Raw genomic sequence first — 16,272 nt, 5'->3', positions numbered from 1 at the left:
AACGCCGCCCTTGTTAAGATACAAAAAGGGCGGCGCAAGCATGCGCCGCCCAATCTACAGCATGGATCAAAAGATCACAGCGTCTGATTATATTCGCCGACTTCCGGGTTTTCCCGCAGAACAGCGTCCACTGCCTTGAACATGGCATGCAGGCGCTCTTCGGAAGCCGGGCTTTCGACAACGACCACCAGTTCCGGCTTGTTGGACGATGCCCGGACCAGGCCCCAGGTGCCATCTTCCGTCACAACGCGCACGCCGTTGACGGTGATGAGATCGACGATCTTGGATCCGGCGACGGTTTCACCCTTCGCCTGCATGTCCTTGAACCGGGCGACCACCTTGTCGACGATGCCGTACTTGATCTCGTCGTCGCAATGCGGCGACATGGTCGGAGAACCCCAGGTCTTCGGCAGATCCCGGCGCAGGTCCGCCATGGTCTTGTCCGGGTTCCGGTCCAGCATGTCGAGAATGGCGAGTGCGGACACGACGCCATCGTCATAGCCACGGCCGATCGGCGGGTTGAAGAAATAGTGGCCGGACTTTTCAAAGCCGACAATCGCACCCAGCTCGGTCACCCGGCGCTTGATGTAGGAATGGCCGGTCTTGAAATAGTCGGTCTTCGCGCCGTTGGCCTTCAGAACCGGATCGGTGTTGAAGAGGCCGGTGGACTTCACGTCGACCACGAACTGGGAGTTCGGGTAGATCGCGGAAATGTCCCGGGCCAGCATGACGCCAACCTTGTCGGCGAAGATCTCTTCGCCTTCATTGTCCACCACGCCGCAGCGGTCGCCGTCGCCGTCAAAGCCGAGACCGACTTCTGCGCCAACTTCCAGAACCTTGTCACGAAGCGCATGCAGCATCTTCATGTCTTCCGGGTTCGGATTGTAGCGCGGGAACGTGTGATCGAGTTCGGCGTCGAGCGGAATGACTTCCGCACCAAGCATTTCCAGAATGCGCGGAGCAAATGCACCGGCCGTGCCGTTGCCACAGGCTGCCACGACCTTGATCGGGCGCTTGAGCTTGGCGCGGCTGGTCAGGTCCTTGATATAGACCTCTGCAAAGCCGTCGACATACTTGTAGCTGCCGCCACCGCGAACGTCGAACTTGGCTTCCAGGACGATGTCCTTCAGACGGCCCATTTCTTCCGGTCCGAAAGTCAGAGGGCGGTCGATGCCCATCTTCACGCCGGTCCAGCCATTGTCATTGTGCGAGGCGGTGATCATCGCCACAGCCGGAACATCCAGCGCGAACTGCGCGAAATAGGCCATTGGCGACAGGGCAAGACCGATGTCATGCACGTTGATGCCGGCAGCCATCAGGCCATTGATCACAGCCATCTTGATGGACGCGGAATAGCCGCGGAAGTCGTGACCAACCACAATGTCCGGCCGCACGCCGCGCTCATGCATCAAGGTCCCGATCCCGAGACCGAGAGCCTGCATGCCCATCAGGTTGATTTCCTTCTCGAACAACCAGCGAGCGTCATACTCGCGGAAGCCCGTCGGCTTCACCATGGGCTGCGATTCATAGGCATAGGTATTCGACTTCAGGAAAGCCTGCGGCTTCGGAAACATCTATCACTCCTCAGGAACTGCCGGACGTGAACTTGCACTCAATAAAGAACTGCATAGAAACGGCAGGGATACTATTGAACCAGAACTAGTGTGTCATTGGAAAAATGGAACCGGCTCAGCCGGTTGAGGGCGGACATGCCCAGCAATGGGGTCGAAAGAGCTCTGTCCGGCAACACAAGGGCCGGAATGTCTTTCAGTCGAACGTCTCCAAGCTCCAGATCCCTCACGTTGGCCGATGCGCCGTTGACAATGCCATTAGCGGTTTTCACGGGAATTCGAAAGTCGGAAGGCTGGGCAAAAATACCCATAGATCGGGCATCCCGCTCCGGAAGCGCCACGGCACTTGCACCAGTGTCAATCAGCATTGTCAGCGTTCGTCCATTCACCCGCGCTTCAGTCATGTAGGCACCATTAGGCGACATTTGGACAACATGACGGCGGCCAGTGCCCGTTCTGTCCGATTGTTCACCGGAGTTTGCGCCCGGCGACCGCTCGTCCTTCGGACGGATAACGCCCGCACCCTCGTTCTGGTTCCCGAAATACTGGGGGACAAGCGGAACGAGCGCCAGAATGAAGCCAATGAAAATGGCGTAACGCCACATGAACGCAGGTTCTCCCCCTCAGATCTCCCGGTTTCTACCAGAGGACCCTTATCATCCTGTGAAAGAGACGAGCCTGTTGAGGGGACCAGTCTTCCAAACCATTCAGGGTCACCACAAAAATGGCGCCAGACCGGAGTCTGGCGCCATCAAAAGTCAGAAATGGCCGCGAGAGCTTATTTCGTGCCGTACATCCGGTCACCGGCATCACCGAGACCCGGGACGATATAGCCGTGGTCGTTCAGCTTCTCGTCGATGGAAGCGGTGAAGACCGGTACGTCCGGATGAGACTCGTTGAACTTGGCAACGCCTTCGGGAGCGGCCAGCAGGCACAGGAACCGGATATTGGTCGCACCGCGATCCTTCAGCTTCTGAACCGCGGCGATTGCGGAATTCGCGGTTGCAAGCATCGGGTCAACGACGATCACGAGACGCTCGTTCAGGTCTTCCGGTGCCTTGAAGTAATATTCGACCGGCTTCAGGGTTTCCGGATCGCGATAAAGACCGATATGCGCCACGCGAGCGGACGGAACCAGATCCAGCATGCCTTCCAGAAGGCCGTTACCAGCGCGCAGGACCGACGCGAACACGAGCTTCTTGCCAGCAATCGTCGGGGCCTGCATCTCACAGATCGGAGTTTCGATGGTCTGCAGGACCACCGGCAGGTCACGGGTCACTTCATAGCAAAGGAGCAGCGAGATTTCGCGCAGCAGGCGGCGGAAACCCTGGGTGGACGTTGCCTTGTCCCGCATGATGCTCAGCTTGTGCTGGACCAGGGGATGATTGACGACAGTGGCTCCGGACATGATGTGCCTCTCTTGTGCTCTGGCCCCTTGTCCGGGGCGGAAGTGGATGATCTGTTTTACCGTCCTATGCCCCGAACGGAAGCCAAAAAACACCCCCGCCACCAAGGCTATTCGCTGCTTTGTCCCAATGGACCGGATTTTTACCCGCAATTTCTCGGGCCGCCGGCAAAGTTGCTGCAGCCATCAGGCATGTGAGAGGCAGCTCGTCAGAAGACGCCTCCATCCTGCCGCGCAGAAGGCTCGCCAATTTTTCCAGAAGAACCAGCGCAGTTGCCCGCAGTTCGATCATCCGGTCCAAGGCATCCTGCTGGCTGAGCGGGGTCCCCTCCCGGCCGGACTGGAGCGTCAAAACACCGGTCTCCAGAAAGAAGAACACGTGAGTGAGATCTGCAAGGCCGGGGAGATCTTCGAGACCCGAGACAAGAACGCCCGCCCAAGCCAGGGGCTCAAGGAAGGAATAGGTGATCTCGAGGGCGGGCAGGTGAAAAGGCACCAATCCCGGAGCATCCCCCTCTTGAAGCAGGCGCGAATGCTGCCAGCAATCACCGAGGAGGACCTCGTTGAGGCTCTCCCCGCCCTGCCAGAGAGGGGAGAGACCATCAAGAACAAGCTCCAGACACTGGGCAGCGGAAACCATTCCGTCTTCGGCGTCAGCCCAAAGCTGTTCAAGCAGGTGGCCCGGCCGGGTGCTTTCGTCCCTTTCGAAGAGATCCGGCCGCAAGCCGATTGCTTCACCAAGGCGCTTCAGATGATGGGTGATGTCCCTGATCAGATCCGAATGGGCGTCAGGATCAAGCTGCAGGCCTGCGGCGATTTCGTCTGCTTCCAGCCGGATCAGCGCATGCGCATCCAGACGCAAGGGATCCTCCGGCTCTGCGGAAAAGCTGCCAGCTGCAAACATGGTCAAGGCAGCGATGGCCCGGCCGGCAGCACCCTGATATGTCCTGCCGGTCAGCTGTTCCTCAAAACGCCAGCCTTCGGGTGTCCTGACATTCAGCACCGATGCAAGGATCACCAGATCCCCCGCACAGCGCAGCATTTCTTCAGCGGAGGCAAACTCCCTTGCGGAGGCCAGCATGGCCCAGCGGTCGAGTCCGTCCAGCTCAAAGAAGCGCCAACACCCGTGCGGAGGCAGCTGAAGGTCCGGGAAGCCCCCGGTCATGGTCTTTTCAGCCAGATCCGCTGCAGCCTCCAGTTTTTCCAGATCCGCACTTACACCGGTTTGCGACAGGCCATCCAAGACCGTCTTGGCGACAAGCGCTGTCCTCGTTTTCACCTCCGCAGCTGAGAGCATCCGGATGGCAGCAGAGGGAAGATCAGGGGCGGTCAAGGTCAGCTCCAGCGAGAAAATGAGCGGCAGCTCAACTTGAACGGAGTGTGGGCCGTTCGACAAGCTGCCTTGAAAAGAAACCAATGTCGTGAAACCCTTCTCCAATGATTGCGATCAGGGTGCAACCTGATACGGCATTGAAACCTCTGGAGACTGCTTCATGTACCTCCTGCAGAGCGTTTCTCAGCGCGAGCCCGTTTCCTGCCATCGAATTTGATTGAGTCCGCATGTCCACAGTCATTTCCATCGCCGCCCTGCTCATCGGATCCGCCCTTCTGCTGCTGGCAGGCGGGTTGCACGGTCTGCTTCTGCCGGTCCGGGGTCTTGCAGAGGGCTTTTCCGACACGTCCCTCGGCCTTCTCGGAGCAGGCTGGGCGATGGGCTACATGGCGGGCTGCCTGCTGGTGCCGGTGATCGTGAAGCGTGTCGGCCATGTGCGGACCTTTGGTGCGCTCTGTTCGCTGGCCGGGATCACTCTGCTTCTAAATCTTCTGCTGATGAACCCGCTGGCCTGGGTAATCCTGCGGTCCTTGTCCGGCTTCTGCTTTGCCGGCGCAGCGATGATCGTGGAGAGCTGGCTGAACGAGCGAGCGACCAATGAAACCCGCGGCAGGATCTTCGGCATCTACACGATGATCAATCTCGGAGCGACGACTGCCGGCCAGATGCTGCTGACCCTGGGCGATCCCAATGGTTTCACCTTCTTCGTCATCGGCTCGATCATCTATTCGCTCGCGCTGCTGCCCACGGCCCTGTCCACCGCCACCAGCCCGACACCCCTGACCCAGGCCCGCCTCGATCCGAAGAAGCTCTGGCGCAATTCGCCGATTGCGGTGGTAGCCGTGTTTCTGGTCGGCATCTCCAACGGGGCTTTCGGCACTCTGGGCGCCGTCTACGGGCGCAGGATCGGTCTCGAAGTCTCCGACATTGCCATCATGATGAGCCTTGCGCTGCTGGCAGGTGCGCTGATCCAGATCCCGGTCGGCTTCATCTCCGACCGGACTGACAGGCGCCTGGTGCTTGTCGGCCTTGCCCTCACGGCCATGGCTCTCGGCACGTCGATCTCAATCTTCGGCGGCACCAACCCGGTGCTTACCATTGCCATGATCGGCGGCTTTGGCGGCACGATCTATTCCATGTATCCGGTGATTGTCGCCCATGCGAGTGACCACGCGGATCCAGGCGATTTCCTCAAGACCAGCGGCGGCCTGCTTCTCATCTTCGGCACGGGCACCATGATCGGCCCGCTGGCCGCCGCAGGCCTCATGACCGCGACTTCTCCAAGTGCTCTTTTCCAGGTCACCGCTGCAGCGCACCTGACGATGATGCTGTTTGCGATCTGGCGCATCACTCAGCGGGCTGCTCTGACAAAGGAAGAAAAGACCGACTTCGTTCCGGTCGTTTCAACCACCCGGATCAACACGCTGGAAGCTGCAGTTCTGGATCCCCGAACCGATCAGGAAGAAGCCATCGAGATGCAGGAAGCGAGCTGAAGCCCCTTTGGGACTTCACGCATGCTTTTCTCCCAAAACCGGGGTCAACTTTTGGGAGACGTGCACTAGCCGTGCCGGGCGCTGTCCAGACGAACCAGAAGCCGCTGGCGCGTGCCTTCGTCGCAGAAGGCCGCTTGTAACGCGGTGCGGGTAATGTCCATCTGCTCTTCGAAGCTCCACCCGAATATCTTGGCAACGGAGGAATATTCCTTGCCCAGCGTTGTGTGGAAGAACGGCGGATCGTCGGAGTTCAGCGTCACCCGGATTCCTGCCTTGCGCAGCATGTTCACCGGGTGGAAGCGCAGAACCGAATAGACGCCGAGAGCCGTGTTCGAGCCGGGGCATACCTCCAGGACGATCTTTTCATCGACCAGGCGCTTCATCAGGTCCTTGTCCTCAATGGCCCGGACACCATGACCGATCCGCTTGACCCGCAAGAACTCAAGGGCGGCAACGATGCTGTCTGCACCGCCAAATTCTCCCGCATGAGCGGTCAAGCCGAGGCCTGCCTCTCCGGCAATACGGAATGCCTTGGCGAAATTGGCCGGATGTCCCTCCCGCTCGTCACCTGCCAGACCAAACCCCGTCACCATGGGATGTGGCGTCGACGCCACTTCCCGGGCAACCCTTTCGACAGAGGCTGCACCGAAGTGACGAACGCCAATGGCGATCATCCGCCCTTCAATGCCCGTGCCTTCCTTGGCCGCTTCAATCCCGGCGGCAAGCCCTTCGACATAGGCGCGATAAGAAAGGCCGGCGGACTGGGCATGATCGGGCGAAATGAAGATCTCCCCGTAGATAGCCCCTTCCGCCGCAAGCATCCGGAAATAGGTTTCCGACAGCAGGGCATAGTCTGCAGGCGTGCGGAACACCGAGCTTGCCAGATCGTAGGCTTTCAGGAAGCTGGTGAAATCGCTCCAGATATATTGGCCCTTGGCGTTGATGACCGAAGACACATCAACGCGATATTTTTCGGCAAGGCGCTGGACCAGCGAAGGCGGTGCTGCGCCTTCGATATGGCAATGCAATTCTGCCTTTGGCATGGTGACATGCTGGATCATGGCGCTGCTGAACCGACCTCTGCGGATGACGTTCTAAAAGGACTACGCGGCTTCCCGATTCCCGTCCAGCGCGTTTGCCCCCGGTGAGACGCCTCGAAGCGAGGCGTTACAGGAAGCTGGTGCCGTGCGGGCCTTTCGGGATGCCGAGATGCTCGGCAATGCTTTCGCCGATATCCGAATAGGTTGACCTGCCGCCGATACTGCGCCCCTTCAGACCCGGCCCAGCGACCAGAACCGGAACATGCTCGCGGGTATGATCTGTCCCGCGCCAAGTCGGATCGCAGCCGTGGTCAGCCGTCAGGATAAGAAGATCCCCTTCCCGCATGCGGGCAATCATTTCCGGCAGCCGCCGGTCGAAATGTTCGAGCGCTGCCGCGTAACCGGGAACATCCCGCCGGTGCCCATAGAGCGAGTCAAAATCGATGAAGTTGGAGAAGACGAGGTCCCCGTCGCCCGCCTGATCCATCGCCTCCAGGGTCTTGTCGAACAGGGCATCGTTGCCCGCGCCCTTCAGCACCTTGGTGACGCCCTGATGGGCAAAGATATCGGAGATCTTGCCGACGCCGATCACGGTGCGGCCAGCCTCCGTCAGACGGTCCAGCAAGGTCGGCTCCGGCGGCAGAACCGAATAGTCGCGCCGGTTGGGTGTGCGCTGGAAATCAGCGGAAGAGGTTCCCTCAAACGGACGGGCAATCACCCGGCCGATGTTATAGGGATCAGCCAGTTCCCGGGTGATCTCGCAAAGTTTGTAAAGCCTCTCGAGACCGAAAGTCTCTTCATGGGCAGCAATCTGGATGACGCTGTCGGCCGATGTGTAGAAGATCGGCTTGCCGGTGCGCAGATGCTCTTCACCCAAATCCGCGATGATTTCCGTGCCCGAGGCATGCTTGTCACCAAGAATGCCATCGATATCGGAAGCCGCAATGATCTTCCCGATCAGCTCCGCCGGGAATGTCGGGATGGTTTCCGGGAAATAGCCCCAGTCGAACCGGACCGGAACGCTGGCGATTTCCCAATGGCCGGACGGCGTGTCCTTGCCGTTGGAAACTTCCGCCGCATAGCCCCAGAGACCTTCCGGTTCCACATCTGCCGGGAGCCCGGCGGCGGGTGACCCGGTGGACAGAAGGGCTGCAGCTCCAAGCCCCAGACGGTTCAGGTTCGGCAGATGCAAGGGACCAGAGCGCAAGCCTTCCCGGTCACCCTGACCGCTGGCACAGGCAGCTGCGATATGGCCAAGCGTATCCGATCCGGCATCGCCGAACCGGTCAGCATCCTCTGCTCCGCCAATGCCGAAACTGTCCAATACGCACAGGATCGCACGAGCCATGGGAGTTTCCCCTTTTGTCATGACCGGCAGACTGCCGGATGAAGAATGGGCCAGCTTGTCTGCCGGCTCCGGATTGATCAGGGCGCGATGCGGCCGACCACGCAGGGCCGGTCGGTCACTTCGGCAGGAGAGCCGACCTTGTAGGCCCGGCGCAGCATCACGGCGGCTTCCTCCGCATCGGCTTCCGTTGCCGCATGCACGATGGCAATGGGCGCATCCGCATCGACCGAATGTCCAACGCCCGCCAGATCCGTGAAGCCGACAGATGGGTCGATCACATCAGCAGCGGCCCGGCGTCCACCGCCCAAACCAACGACTGCAACGCCGACGGCACGGGTGTCGATCCCGGTAACGACGCCATCGTGCTCAGGATAAACCGGGGCGATGACCTTGGCCTTTGGCAGGTAGAGCTCCGACTTTTCCATGAAGTCGGCCGGACCACCCAGAGCCGTCACCATGCGGGCGAAGACTTCCGCCGCCTTGCCGCTTTCAAAGGCGGCACGCATCTTGTCTTCGCCGTCGCTGGCAGAGGCTGCAAGACCGCCGGTTGCCAGAAGCTCACCGCCCTGGGCAACCGTAATGTCCCACAGACGGTTGTCGATGGCCGTGCCTTTCAGGAAATCGACGGCATTCTGCATTTCGACCGCGTTCCCGGCAGCGGAGGCCAGTGGCTCGTTCATGTCGGTCAAAAGGGCTGTGGTCTTCAGCCCCGCGCCATTGGCAACCAGCACGAGGCTTTCTGCCAGCGCATGGGCATCTTCGAGCTTTGCCATGAAGGCACCAGTGCCCCACTTCACGTCCAGAACGAGACCCTGCAACCCGGCGGCAAGCTTCTTCGACAAGATGGAGGCTGTGATCAGGTCGAGGCTTTCCACCGTGCCGGTCACATCGCGGATGGCATAGAAGCGCTTGTCGGCAGGGGCAAGATTGCCGGTCTGACCGATGACAGCGCAGCCAACTTCCTTGACCACCTTGTGAAAGAGCTCGTTGTCCGGCTGGGTCTTGTAGCCGGGGATGCTGTCGAACTTGTCCAGCGTTCCCCCGGTGTGGCCAAGGCCACGGCCGGAAATCATCGGCACCGCAGCGCCGCAAGCTGCAAGAGCAGGCGCCAGCATGAGGGAGACGTTGTCGCCAACGCCGCCCGTAGAATGCTTGTCGAGCACCGGCGCTTCGATATCCGACCAGTCCATGACGTCGCCGCTGTCACGCATGGCCAGCGTCAGCGCCACGCGCTCATCGACGCTGAGGCCCTTGAAGAACACGGCCATGGCAAGAGCAGCCACCTGGCCCTCGGTCACACTGCCATCGGCAAGCCCCTTCACGAAGAAGGCGATCTCTTCCTTGTCCAGCGTGCCGCCATCCCGCTTCTTGCGGATCAGTTCCTGAGGCAGCATGTCAGTATCCTTCTCCGGCACCCTGGCCGGTTCCGTCCAGGGCGCCGAGAAGCGCATCCAGCAGACCGCTTGCGCCGAAACGGAAGGTCGAGGCAGACACCCAGTTTGCGCCGAGGATCTTGTCGGCGAGTGTCAGATAGGAAGCCGCATCCGCCACCGTGCGAATGCCGCCGGCAGGCTTGAAGCCAACATCCTTCAAGGCGTCGCGGCGATGCTCCTCGATCACGGTCAGCATGATCTCGGCTGCTTCGATTGTCGCGTTGACCGGCACCTTGCCGGTGGACGTCTTGATGAAATCAGCGCCCGCCTTGACGGCAATCTCGGAAGCCATGTGGATCAGCAGCGGATCCTTCAGTTCGCCGGTTTCCAGGATGACCTTCAGGATGGCAGGAGTCGGAATGGCCGCCTTCACCCGGATGATCTGTTCTTCCGCGAAGCCCTTCCGGCCCTCCATGAAGGCCCGGTAGGGCATGACGAGATCAATCTCGTCAGCACCATCACGGATCGCAGCTTCCGTCTCTGCGACGACCGCGCTGGTGTCGATGCCACCCGCAGGGAAGTTGACGACAGTCGCGACCTTGACCCCGGAGCCTTTCAGCTCGGAGACGGCCTGCGCCACGAAACGCGGCCAGATGCAGACGGCCGCAACGGAGCCGTGCACCGTCACAGCGCGCTTGCACAGCGCCGTGATGTCGGCAGCCGTGCAGTCGTCGTTCAGATTGGTGAGATCCACCAGCCCCAGAATGCGGCGGGAGGCAGAGGCAACGGCCTGATCAATCATTTCCGATTTCCTTCACGAAACCACGGACGAGCTGCTTCATCCGGCTCATGCCGGTCAGCGCCACACTCTTGGTTTCGTCATGTGACAGGGCATGGCTTTGCAGCCCGGCGCCCAGATTGGTGATGATGGACATGGCGGCAACGCGCATGCCAAGGAAGCGCGCGATGATCACTTCCGGAACCGTGGACATGCCGACCGCGTCCGCGCCAAGGGTCTTGGCCATGCGGATTTCCGCCGGGGTCTCGAAAGACGGGCCGGAGAACCACATGTAGATGCCTTCAGCCAGCGGCTGGCCACTTTCTACGGCGACCTTCTGCATGACCGCCCGAAGTTCGGGATCATAAGCGGCACTCATGTCGAGAAAGCGCTTTTCGTCTTCCTCGCCGATCAGGGGGTTCATGCCCGACCAGTTGATGTGATCGCTGATCAGCATCGGGCTTCCCGGGGGAACGGATTCGCGCAGGGATCCGGCGGCGTTGGTGGCCAGCAGGATTTCGCAGCCCAGTTCCTTCAGCGTTTCCACCGGCGTGCGCATGATCGCGGGATTGCCGCTTTCATAGTAATGCGCCCGGCCAGCCAGGATCACCACCGGGACGCCGCCCAAGGTGCCCGCCACCAGCTCGGAAGAGTGGGACGTTACCGTGGAAATTGGAAACTCAGGCAGCTTGGCATAGGGAATGCGGACCGCGTCCTCGACTTCCTCTGCCAGGGATCCAAGACCAGAGCCCAGGATCATGCCGATACGATAGGACCCGGGGCGGGCAGCGCGGACAATATCCGCGCATTCTCGTCCAAAACCGCTCATCGCTGTTCAGTCCTTTTGTTCAAGTACGAAACCGGCGGGCAGAAGCTCCGCCATGGTAAAGCTCTGACGGATGCCGTCCAGATTGGCGACATGAACGGCCACATCCGCACCGGCGAATTCCTTGAGCTTCTGGCGGCAACCGCCGCAAGGTGTGCAAAGCGCTGCATCTCCGACGACGACAGCCTCCATGATCCGGCTTGCGCCACCAAGGATCATGGCCGCGATGGCTCCTGCTTCCGCGCAGGTGCCCTCAGGATAGGCGCCGTTCTCCACATTGCAGCCCGCATAGACCTTGCCGTCGTCCGCAAGGATCGCCGCCCCGACCTTGAAGCGGGAATACGGCGCATAAGCGGCCTTTTGTGCCGTGAGAGCCGTTTCGAACAGCTTTTGTACCGCACTCATGTGCGCTCCTTGAGATAGGGCTCACCCGATGCCTTGGGCGGAATGGCCTTGCCGATGAAGCCGGCCAGAAGGATCACGGTGAGGATATAGGGCAGAGCCTGGAAGAACTGCACCGGCACCTGGCCGATGCCCGGGATTTCCTGCCCCTGAAGACGAAAGGCCCATGCATCAAGGAGACCGAATAGAAGACAGGCCCACATGGCATTGCCGGGCTTCCACTTAGCGAAAATCAAAGCCGCTAGCGCGATGTACCCCCGACCAGCGGCCATATCCCTGATGAAGCCCGAGGACTGGGCAATCGACAGGTAACTGCCTGCAACGCCGCACAGGATCCCGCAGGCGATGACGGCCCGGTAGCGCAGCCAGGTGACGGAAATGCCCGCCGTGTCCACGGCAGCCGGGTTTTCACCGACGGCCCGAAGGCGCAGACCGAAGCGGGTACGGAACAGGATCCACCAGGTCAGCGGCACCATGGCAAAGGCGATATAGACCAGAATGTTGTGGCCGGAGATCAGTTCGGAATAGATCTGGCCAACAATCGGAACATTTGCGAATTCGGTTGCGAAAGGCAGTTCGATGCTGCCGAACCGGCCGCCCTCGGGCAGCGGCGGTGTGCGACCGCCCTGACGGAACCAGGTCTGGCCGAGCAGCGCTGTGAGGCCAAGCGCCAGAAAGTTGATGGCCACACCGGAGACGATCTGGTTACCCCGGTTCGTGATCGAGGCAAAGCCGTGAATAAGAGCCAAGACAACCGCAACGGCGATTCCAGCGAGAAGCCCCAGCCAGGCATTGGCGGTCAGATAGGCGATGGCGCCAGCGCCGAAGGCCGCGCCCAGCATCTTGCCCTCAAGGCCGATATCCACCACGCCGGACCGTTCCGAATAAAGACCGGCCAGACAAGCTAGAATTAGGGGAGCTGACACACGTACCATGGAATCGAGCGTGAGAATGTCAAACATGGCGCACTCCTATACGGCCTGAGTTGCCGGCGTGCGGGCAAAACTGAATATCTGCACCAGCGCAGGGCGGAACATGTACTCCAGCGCACCGGCAAAAAGGATCACCAGCCCCTGGATCACGACGATCATGTCGCGGGTGATGGCGGGCATTTCGAAGGAGAGCTCAGCACCGCCCTGATAGAGCATGCCGAAGAGAATGGCCGACAGAACGATGCCGATCGGATGAGCCCGCCCCATCAAAGCCACGGCGATCCCCACGAAACCGTAGCCGGAAACGAACTCCAAGAGCAGGCGGTTCTGTGCGCCCATGATCTCGTTGATGGCCATCAGCCCAGCAAGACCGCCGGAAATCATCATCGTGATGATGGTGATGCGAACAGGCGAAATACCGGCATAGACAGCCGCCGCTGGATTTGCACCGAAGGTGCGGATTTCATAGCCGAGACGGGTGCGCCAGATCAGCGCCCAGACGAACACACAGGCGATCAGCGCGATGATCAGCGCCAGATTGACCTGCGAGGTACCAAAGAAATCTCCCGGCAGCAGCGCATTCAGCAGCGGCAGGCGGCCTCCCTCTTCAAAGGTGCGGGTTTCCGGCTGCATGGAGCCGGGCTTCACCAGCACATCGACCAGCAAATATCCCATCAGCGCGGCACCGATGAAATTGAACATGATCGTCGTGATCACGACATGGCTGCCCCGCTTGGCCTGAAGCCAGGCCGGGATGAAGGCCCAGGCCGCGCCGAAGAGAGCGCCGCCCAGAACGGCAAACGGCAGGGTCACCCACCAGGGCACATAGCGGTCGAGGGCAAGGCAGGCGAGCGCAACACCCAGACCACCAACATAGGCCTGGCCTTCACCGCCGATGTTGAAGAGGCCGGCATGAAAGGCAACGGCGACAGCAAGACCGGTGAAGATGAAATTGGTGGCGTTGAAGAGCGTGAAGCCGATCCCCTCGCCATAGCCCAGAGACCCCCAGATGAGGATCTTGACCGCCTCGATCGGATTTTCACCGATCAACAGAACCACCAGTCCGGACACAAGAAACGCGGCGGCCAGATTGAAGGCCGGAATCAGTCCGAAATCGACCCAGCGCGGCAGTTGTCCTGCACTCATCGGGCGTCTCCCTCTACGCCGGCCATCAGCAGGCCGAGTTCACCTTCATCTGCTTGCGCGCCCCGCTCGCCGACAATCTTGCCGTCAAACATGACCAGCACCCGGTCAGCCAGGGACCGGATCTCGTCCAGTTCCACGGAAACGAGCAGGACACCCTTTCCGGCATCCCGGAGTTCGACCAGACGCTTGTGAATGAATTCAATTGCCCCAATGTCGACGCCGCGGGTCGGCTGGCCGACGAGCAGCACCGTCGGGTCCCGCTCGATCTCGCGAGCCAGAACAACCTTCTGCTGGTTGCCGCCAGAAAAATTGGCTGTCTTCAACTGGCAATTCGGCGGGCGAATATCGTATTTCTCGATTTCCGCATTGGCGTTCGCCTTGATGGCGGGAATGTCGAGGAATGGCCCCTTGGCGTATTTCGGGTCCTTGTGATAGCCGAGTATGGAATTCTCATACTCGGCGAATTTGGTGATCAGGCCCATCCGGTGCCGGTCTTCCGGCACATGGCCAAGACCCTTGTCCCGCATTTCCGCAGGATCAATCCGGGTCTCACCCAGATTTGACTGATCCCCATCGATCCAGAGAGTGCCCTTCGACGCCTTTCGGATCCCTGCCAGTGTTTCCAGCAGCTCCGACTGACCATTGCCGGACACGCCTGCGATGCCGACGATCTCACCGGCCCGCACCTCGAAGGAAACGTCTTTGACGACCTTCACGCCCCGGCTGTCGATCACGTCCAGGCCATCGACCTTCATGACGGTCTTGCCCGGCTTGGCGGGCTTCTTCTCGACCTGCAGCAGAACCGAGCGGCCAACCATCAGCTCTGCCAGTTCCGGCATCGAGGTTTCGCTGGTCTTGCGGGTTGCCACCATCTCGCCGCGGCGCATGACCGATACGGTGTCGGTGATCGCCATGATCTCGCGCAGCTTGTGGGTGATCAGCAGAACGGTCTTGCCCTGATCGCGCAGCACTTCGAGGATGCGGAACAGATGGTCAGCCTCGGCAGGGGTTAGAACACCGGTCGGCTCGTCCAGGATGAGAATATCCGCACCCCGGTAAAGCGCCTTGAGAATTTCTACGCGCTGCTGGAGACCAACCGGCAGATCCTGGATCAGCGCATCCGGATCGACCTTGAGACCATAGTCATTTTCAAGCCTCGACAGTTCCTTGCGGGCCTTGGACACACCACCGCCCAGAAGCGCCGCCCCTTCCGCGCCCAGAATGACATTCTCCAGCACGGTGAACGTGTCGACCAGCATGAAGTGCTGATGAACCATACCGATGCCAAGCGCGATGGCGGTCTTGGAATCCGGAATGGAGACCTTCTTGCCATCAACGAGAATGTCGCCGTTGTCCGCCTGATAGAAGCCGTAAAGGATCGACATCAGCGTCGATTTGCCCGCGCCGTTCTCGCCGATGATGCCGTGGATGGACCCCTTGCCCACCACAAGATCGATGTCCTTATTGGCGTGAACCGGACCAAATCGCTTGTTGATCTTGCGCAGCTCGATGGCTGGTGTTCCGGTCATGTCCTTCCCCGCTGCTGATTGTGCCGGAGTGTCATCTTGTTCTTGTCCCGTTGCTGCACCGTCTCAGGAGACAGGGCACGCGCCTTCCGTAACAACGTCATGCACGTGGATTGACCCGTCCGAGATCCCCGCCGTTGCCGCATCTGCCGCGGCCTTCATGTCGGGGGTGATCAGATCCTTGTTGTTCTCATCCAGCACCCAGTCCATTCCGCCTTCCGCAAGGCCCAGAACGCGGATACCCGGCTTGAAGGCCCCATCCCGAGCCGACTTGAAGCTGTCATAGACCGCATTGTCGAGCCGCTTGCGGATTGAGGTCAGCACATTGCCCGGGTGCAGACCGTTCTGATTTGAATCCGTGCCGATGCCAAGAACACCAGCATCCGCAACCGCTTGGAGAACGCCAATCCCGGTGCCTCCGGCCGCCTGAATGACAACGTCGGCGCCGGTGCGGATCTGAATTCTGGCCAGCTCCGCTCCGCGGGCCGGATCTGCGAATGCAGCCGGCGTGCTGCCTGTCATATTGAAAAGAACCTTGATGTCCTTGGAAACGGACTTTGCGCCCAACTGATAGCCGCACAGAAACCGGCGGATGATCGGAATATCCATGCCGCCGACAAAACCGATCGTTCCGGTCTTGGAAGCCTTGGCCGCCAGAACGCCCGCAATGTAGGAGGCTTCCTGTTCCTTGAAGACGTAAGAGGCGACATTCGGCGCGTCGACAACCATGTCGATGATCGCAAAATCCGTATCAGGATAAGCCTTGGCAGCTTCCGCCACCGCCGATGCCTGATTGAAGCCAATGGCCACGACGGGCTCTTCGCCCCGCCCTGCAAATGTGCGCAGGGCCTGAAGGCTCTGGGCATCTCTCTCCAGTTCGAACTCACGAACGGTTGCGCCAGTCTCGTTCCTGAACCGCTCGACCCCGCGGAAAGCGCTTTCGTTGAACGAGCCGTCGAATTTGCCCCCGACCGAATAGACGATCGCAGGCTCCGCCACAGCCGGTCCGGAAGAACCTGCTGCCACGGTCAACGCCATGAGGAGAAAATGCCAATGAGCCTTCATCACAACCTGCCTTCATCCCGGACTGGTCCGGGTA

General features: G+C 60.4%; 15 protein-coding genes. 1 reads left to right on the top strand and 14 read right to left on the bottom strand.

What is annotated here, in order from left to right; translation table 11 throughout:
• Positions 1–74: 74 nt before the first annotated feature.
• From BUA94_RS01990 to BUA94_RS01975, 4 genes are all read right to left on the bottom strand, one after another.
• Positions 75–1,574 carry a phosphomannomutase/phosphoglucomutase gene (locus BUA94_RS01990; RefSeq protein WP_073008146.1) on the bottom strand — a complete coding sequence of 500 codons (1,500 nt, stop codon included), beginning with the start codon at positions 1,572–1,574 and terminating at the stop codon, positions 75–77.
• A 71-nt stretch (positions 1,575–1,645) separates the two neighbouring features.
• On the bottom strand, positions 1,646–2,176 hold the full coding sequence (locus tag BUA94_RS01985) for a retropepsin-like aspartic protease family protein (protein ID WP_073008143.1): 531 nt from the start codon (positions 2,174–2,176) through the stop codon (positions 1,646–1,648).
• A gap of 173 nt (positions 2,177–2,349) precedes the next feature.
• Positions 2,350–2,979, bottom strand: a complete 630-nt coding sequence (gene upp / locus BUA94_RS01980; RefSeq protein WP_073008140.1) for a uracil phosphoribosyltransferase — start codon at positions 2,977–2,979, stop codon at positions 2,350–2,352.
• A 64-nt stretch (positions 2,980–3,043) separates the two neighbouring features.
• Entirely contained in the window at positions 3,044–4,309 is a 1,266-nt protein-coding gene (locus tag BUA94_RS01975) for a DUF1688 family protein (protein WP_139250986.1), read from the bottom strand.
• 227 nt (positions 4,310–4,536) lie between these two features.
• Between BUA94_RS01975 and BUA94_RS01970 the strand changes: the two genes are divergently transcribed.
• Complete coding sequence (locus BUA94_RS01970) at positions 4,537–5,802, top strand: MFS transporter (protein ID WP_073008137.1); 1,266 nt, start codon at positions 4,537–4,539, stop codon at positions 5,800–5,802.
• A gap of 65 nt (positions 5,803–5,867) precedes the next feature.
• Here BUA94_RS01970 and BUA94_RS01965 read toward each other — a convergent pair whose 3' ends face one another.
• From BUA94_RS01965 to BUA94_RS01920, 10 genes are all read right to left on the bottom strand, one after another.
• Positions 5,868–6,863 (bottom strand): adenosine deaminase, encoded by a 996-nt coding sequence (locus tag BUA94_RS01965; protein WP_073008134.1) that lies wholly within the window; start codon positions 6,861–6,863, stop codon positions 5,868–5,870.
• Between the two features lie 106 nt (positions 6,864–6,969).
• Entirely contained in the window at positions 6,970–8,190 is a 1,221-nt protein-coding gene (locus BUA94_RS01960) for a phosphopentomutase (RefSeq protein ID WP_073008131.1), read from the bottom strand.
• Between the two features lie 77 nt (positions 8,191–8,267).
• Positions 8,268–9,584 (bottom strand): thymidine phosphorylase, encoded by a 1,317-nt coding sequence (gene deoA / locus BUA94_RS01955; protein ID WP_073008128.1) that lies wholly within the window; start codon positions 9,582–9,584, stop codon positions 8,268–8,270.
• A 1-nt stretch (position 9,585) separates the two neighbouring features.
• Positions 9,586–10,365, bottom strand: coding sequence for a deoxyribose-phosphate aldolase (gene deoC, locus BUA94_RS01950; RefSeq protein WP_073008125.1), 780 nt, complete (start codon positions 10,363–10,365; stop codon positions 9,586–9,588).
• Positions 10,358–11,170 carry a purine-nucleoside phosphorylase gene (locus tag BUA94_RS01945; RefSeq protein WP_073008122.1) on the bottom strand — a complete coding sequence of 271 codons (813 nt, stop codon included), beginning with the start codon at positions 11,168–11,170 and terminating at the stop codon, positions 10,358–10,360. Before BUA94_RS01945 ends, deoC begins: the two co-directional genes overlap by 8 nt.
• Positions 11,171–11,176: 6 nt before the next feature.
• Positions 11,177–11,572, bottom strand: coding sequence for a cytidine deaminase (locus BUA94_RS01940; protein WP_073008119.1), 396 nt, complete (start codon positions 11,570–11,572; stop codon positions 11,177–11,179).
• Positions 11,569–12,531 (bottom strand): ABC transporter permease, encoded by a 963-nt coding sequence (locus BUA94_RS01935; RefSeq protein ID WP_073008117.1) that lies wholly within the window; start codon positions 12,529–12,531, stop codon positions 11,569–11,571. Before BUA94_RS01935 ends, BUA94_RS01940 begins: the two co-directional genes overlap by 4 nt.
• A 9-nt stretch (positions 12,532–12,540) precedes the next feature.
• Positions 12,541–13,647, bottom strand: a complete 1,107-nt coding sequence (locus BUA94_RS01930; protein WP_073008115.1) for an ABC transporter permease — start codon at positions 13,645–13,647, stop codon at positions 12,541–12,543.
• Positions 13,644–15,176: an ABC transporter ATP-binding protein gene (locus BUA94_RS01925; protein WP_073008113.1), complete on the bottom strand. Its 1,533-nt coding sequence runs from the start codon at positions 15,174–15,176 to the stop codon at positions 13,644–13,646. Before BUA94_RS01925 ends, BUA94_RS01930 begins: the two co-directional genes overlap by 4 nt.
• Before the next feature lie 63 nt (positions 15,177–15,239).
• A complete protein-coding gene (locus tag BUA94_RS01920; RefSeq protein ID WP_073008111.1) occupies positions 15,240–16,238 on the bottom strand; it encodes a BMP family lipoprotein in 999 nt (332 codons plus the stop codon).
• Between the last annotated feature and the right edge of the window lie 34 nt (positions 16,239–16,272).

This window comes from Roseibium suaedae (assembly GCF_900142725.1).
Taxonomy (GTDB): Bacteria; Pseudomonadota; Alphaproteobacteria; order Rhizobiales; family Stappiaceae; genus Roseibium; species Roseibium suaedae.
The sequence above is the reverse complement of the archived record's forward strand: the minus strand, read 5'-3'. Positions and strand labels throughout refer to the sequence as shown.

Bases quoted from the DNA above. Each gene is read 5' to 3' on its own strand.
- BUA94_RS01930 (WP_073008115.1), bottom strand. From the start codon at position 13,647: ATGAGTGCAGGACAACTGCCGCGCTGGGTCGATTTCGGACTGATTCCG.
- BUA94_RS01935 (WP_073008117.1), bottom strand. From the start codon at position 12,531: ATGTTTGACATTCTCACGCTCGATTCCATGGTACGTGTGTCAGCTCCC.
- BUA94_RS01985 (WP_073008143.1), bottom strand. From the start codon at position 2,176: ATGTGGCGTTACGCCATTTTCATTGGCTTCATTCTGGCGCTCGTTCCG.
- BUA94_RS01965 (WP_073008134.1), bottom strand. From the start codon at position 6,863: ATGATCCAGCATGTCACCATGCCAAAGGCAGAATTGCATTGCCATATC.
- BUA94_RS01970 (WP_073008137.1), top strand. From the start codon at position 4,537: ATGTCCACAGTCATTTCCATCGCCGCCCTGCTCATCGGATCCGCCCTT.
- deoC (WP_073008125.1), bottom strand. From the start codon at position 10,365: ATGATTGATCAGGCCGTTGCCTCTGCCTCCCGCCGCATTCTGGGGCTG.
- BUA94_RS01945 (WP_073008122.1), bottom strand. From the start codon at position 11,170: ATGAGCGGTTTTGGACGAGAATGCGCGGATATTGTCCGCGCTGCCCGC.
- BUA94_RS01960 (WP_073008131.1), bottom strand. From the start codon at position 8,190: ATGGCTCGTGCGATCCTGTGCGTATTGGACAGTTTCGGCATTGGCGGA.
- upp (WP_073008140.1), bottom strand. From the start codon at position 2,979: ATGTCCGGAGCCACTGTCGTCAATCATCCCCTGGTCCAGCACAAGCTG.
- BUA94_RS01940 (WP_073008119.1), bottom strand. From the start codon at position 11,572: ATGAGTGCGGTACAAAAGCTGTTCGAAACGGCTCTCACGGCACAAAAG.
- BUA94_RS01920 (WP_073008111.1), bottom strand. From the start codon at position 16,238: ATGAAGGCTCATTGGCATTTTCTCCTCATGGCGTTGACCGTGGCAGCA.
- BUA94_RS01925 (WP_073008113.1), bottom strand. From the start codon at position 15,176: ATGACCGGAACACCAGCCATCGAGCTGCGCAAGATCAACAAGCGATTT.
- BUA94_RS01990 (WP_073008146.1), bottom strand. From the start codon at position 1,574: ATGTTTCCGAAGCCGCAGGCTTTCCTGAAGTCGAATACCTATGCCTAT.
- deoA (WP_073008128.1), bottom strand. From the start codon at position 9,584: ATGCTGCCTCAGGAACTGATCCGCAAGAAGCGGGATGGCGGCACGCTG.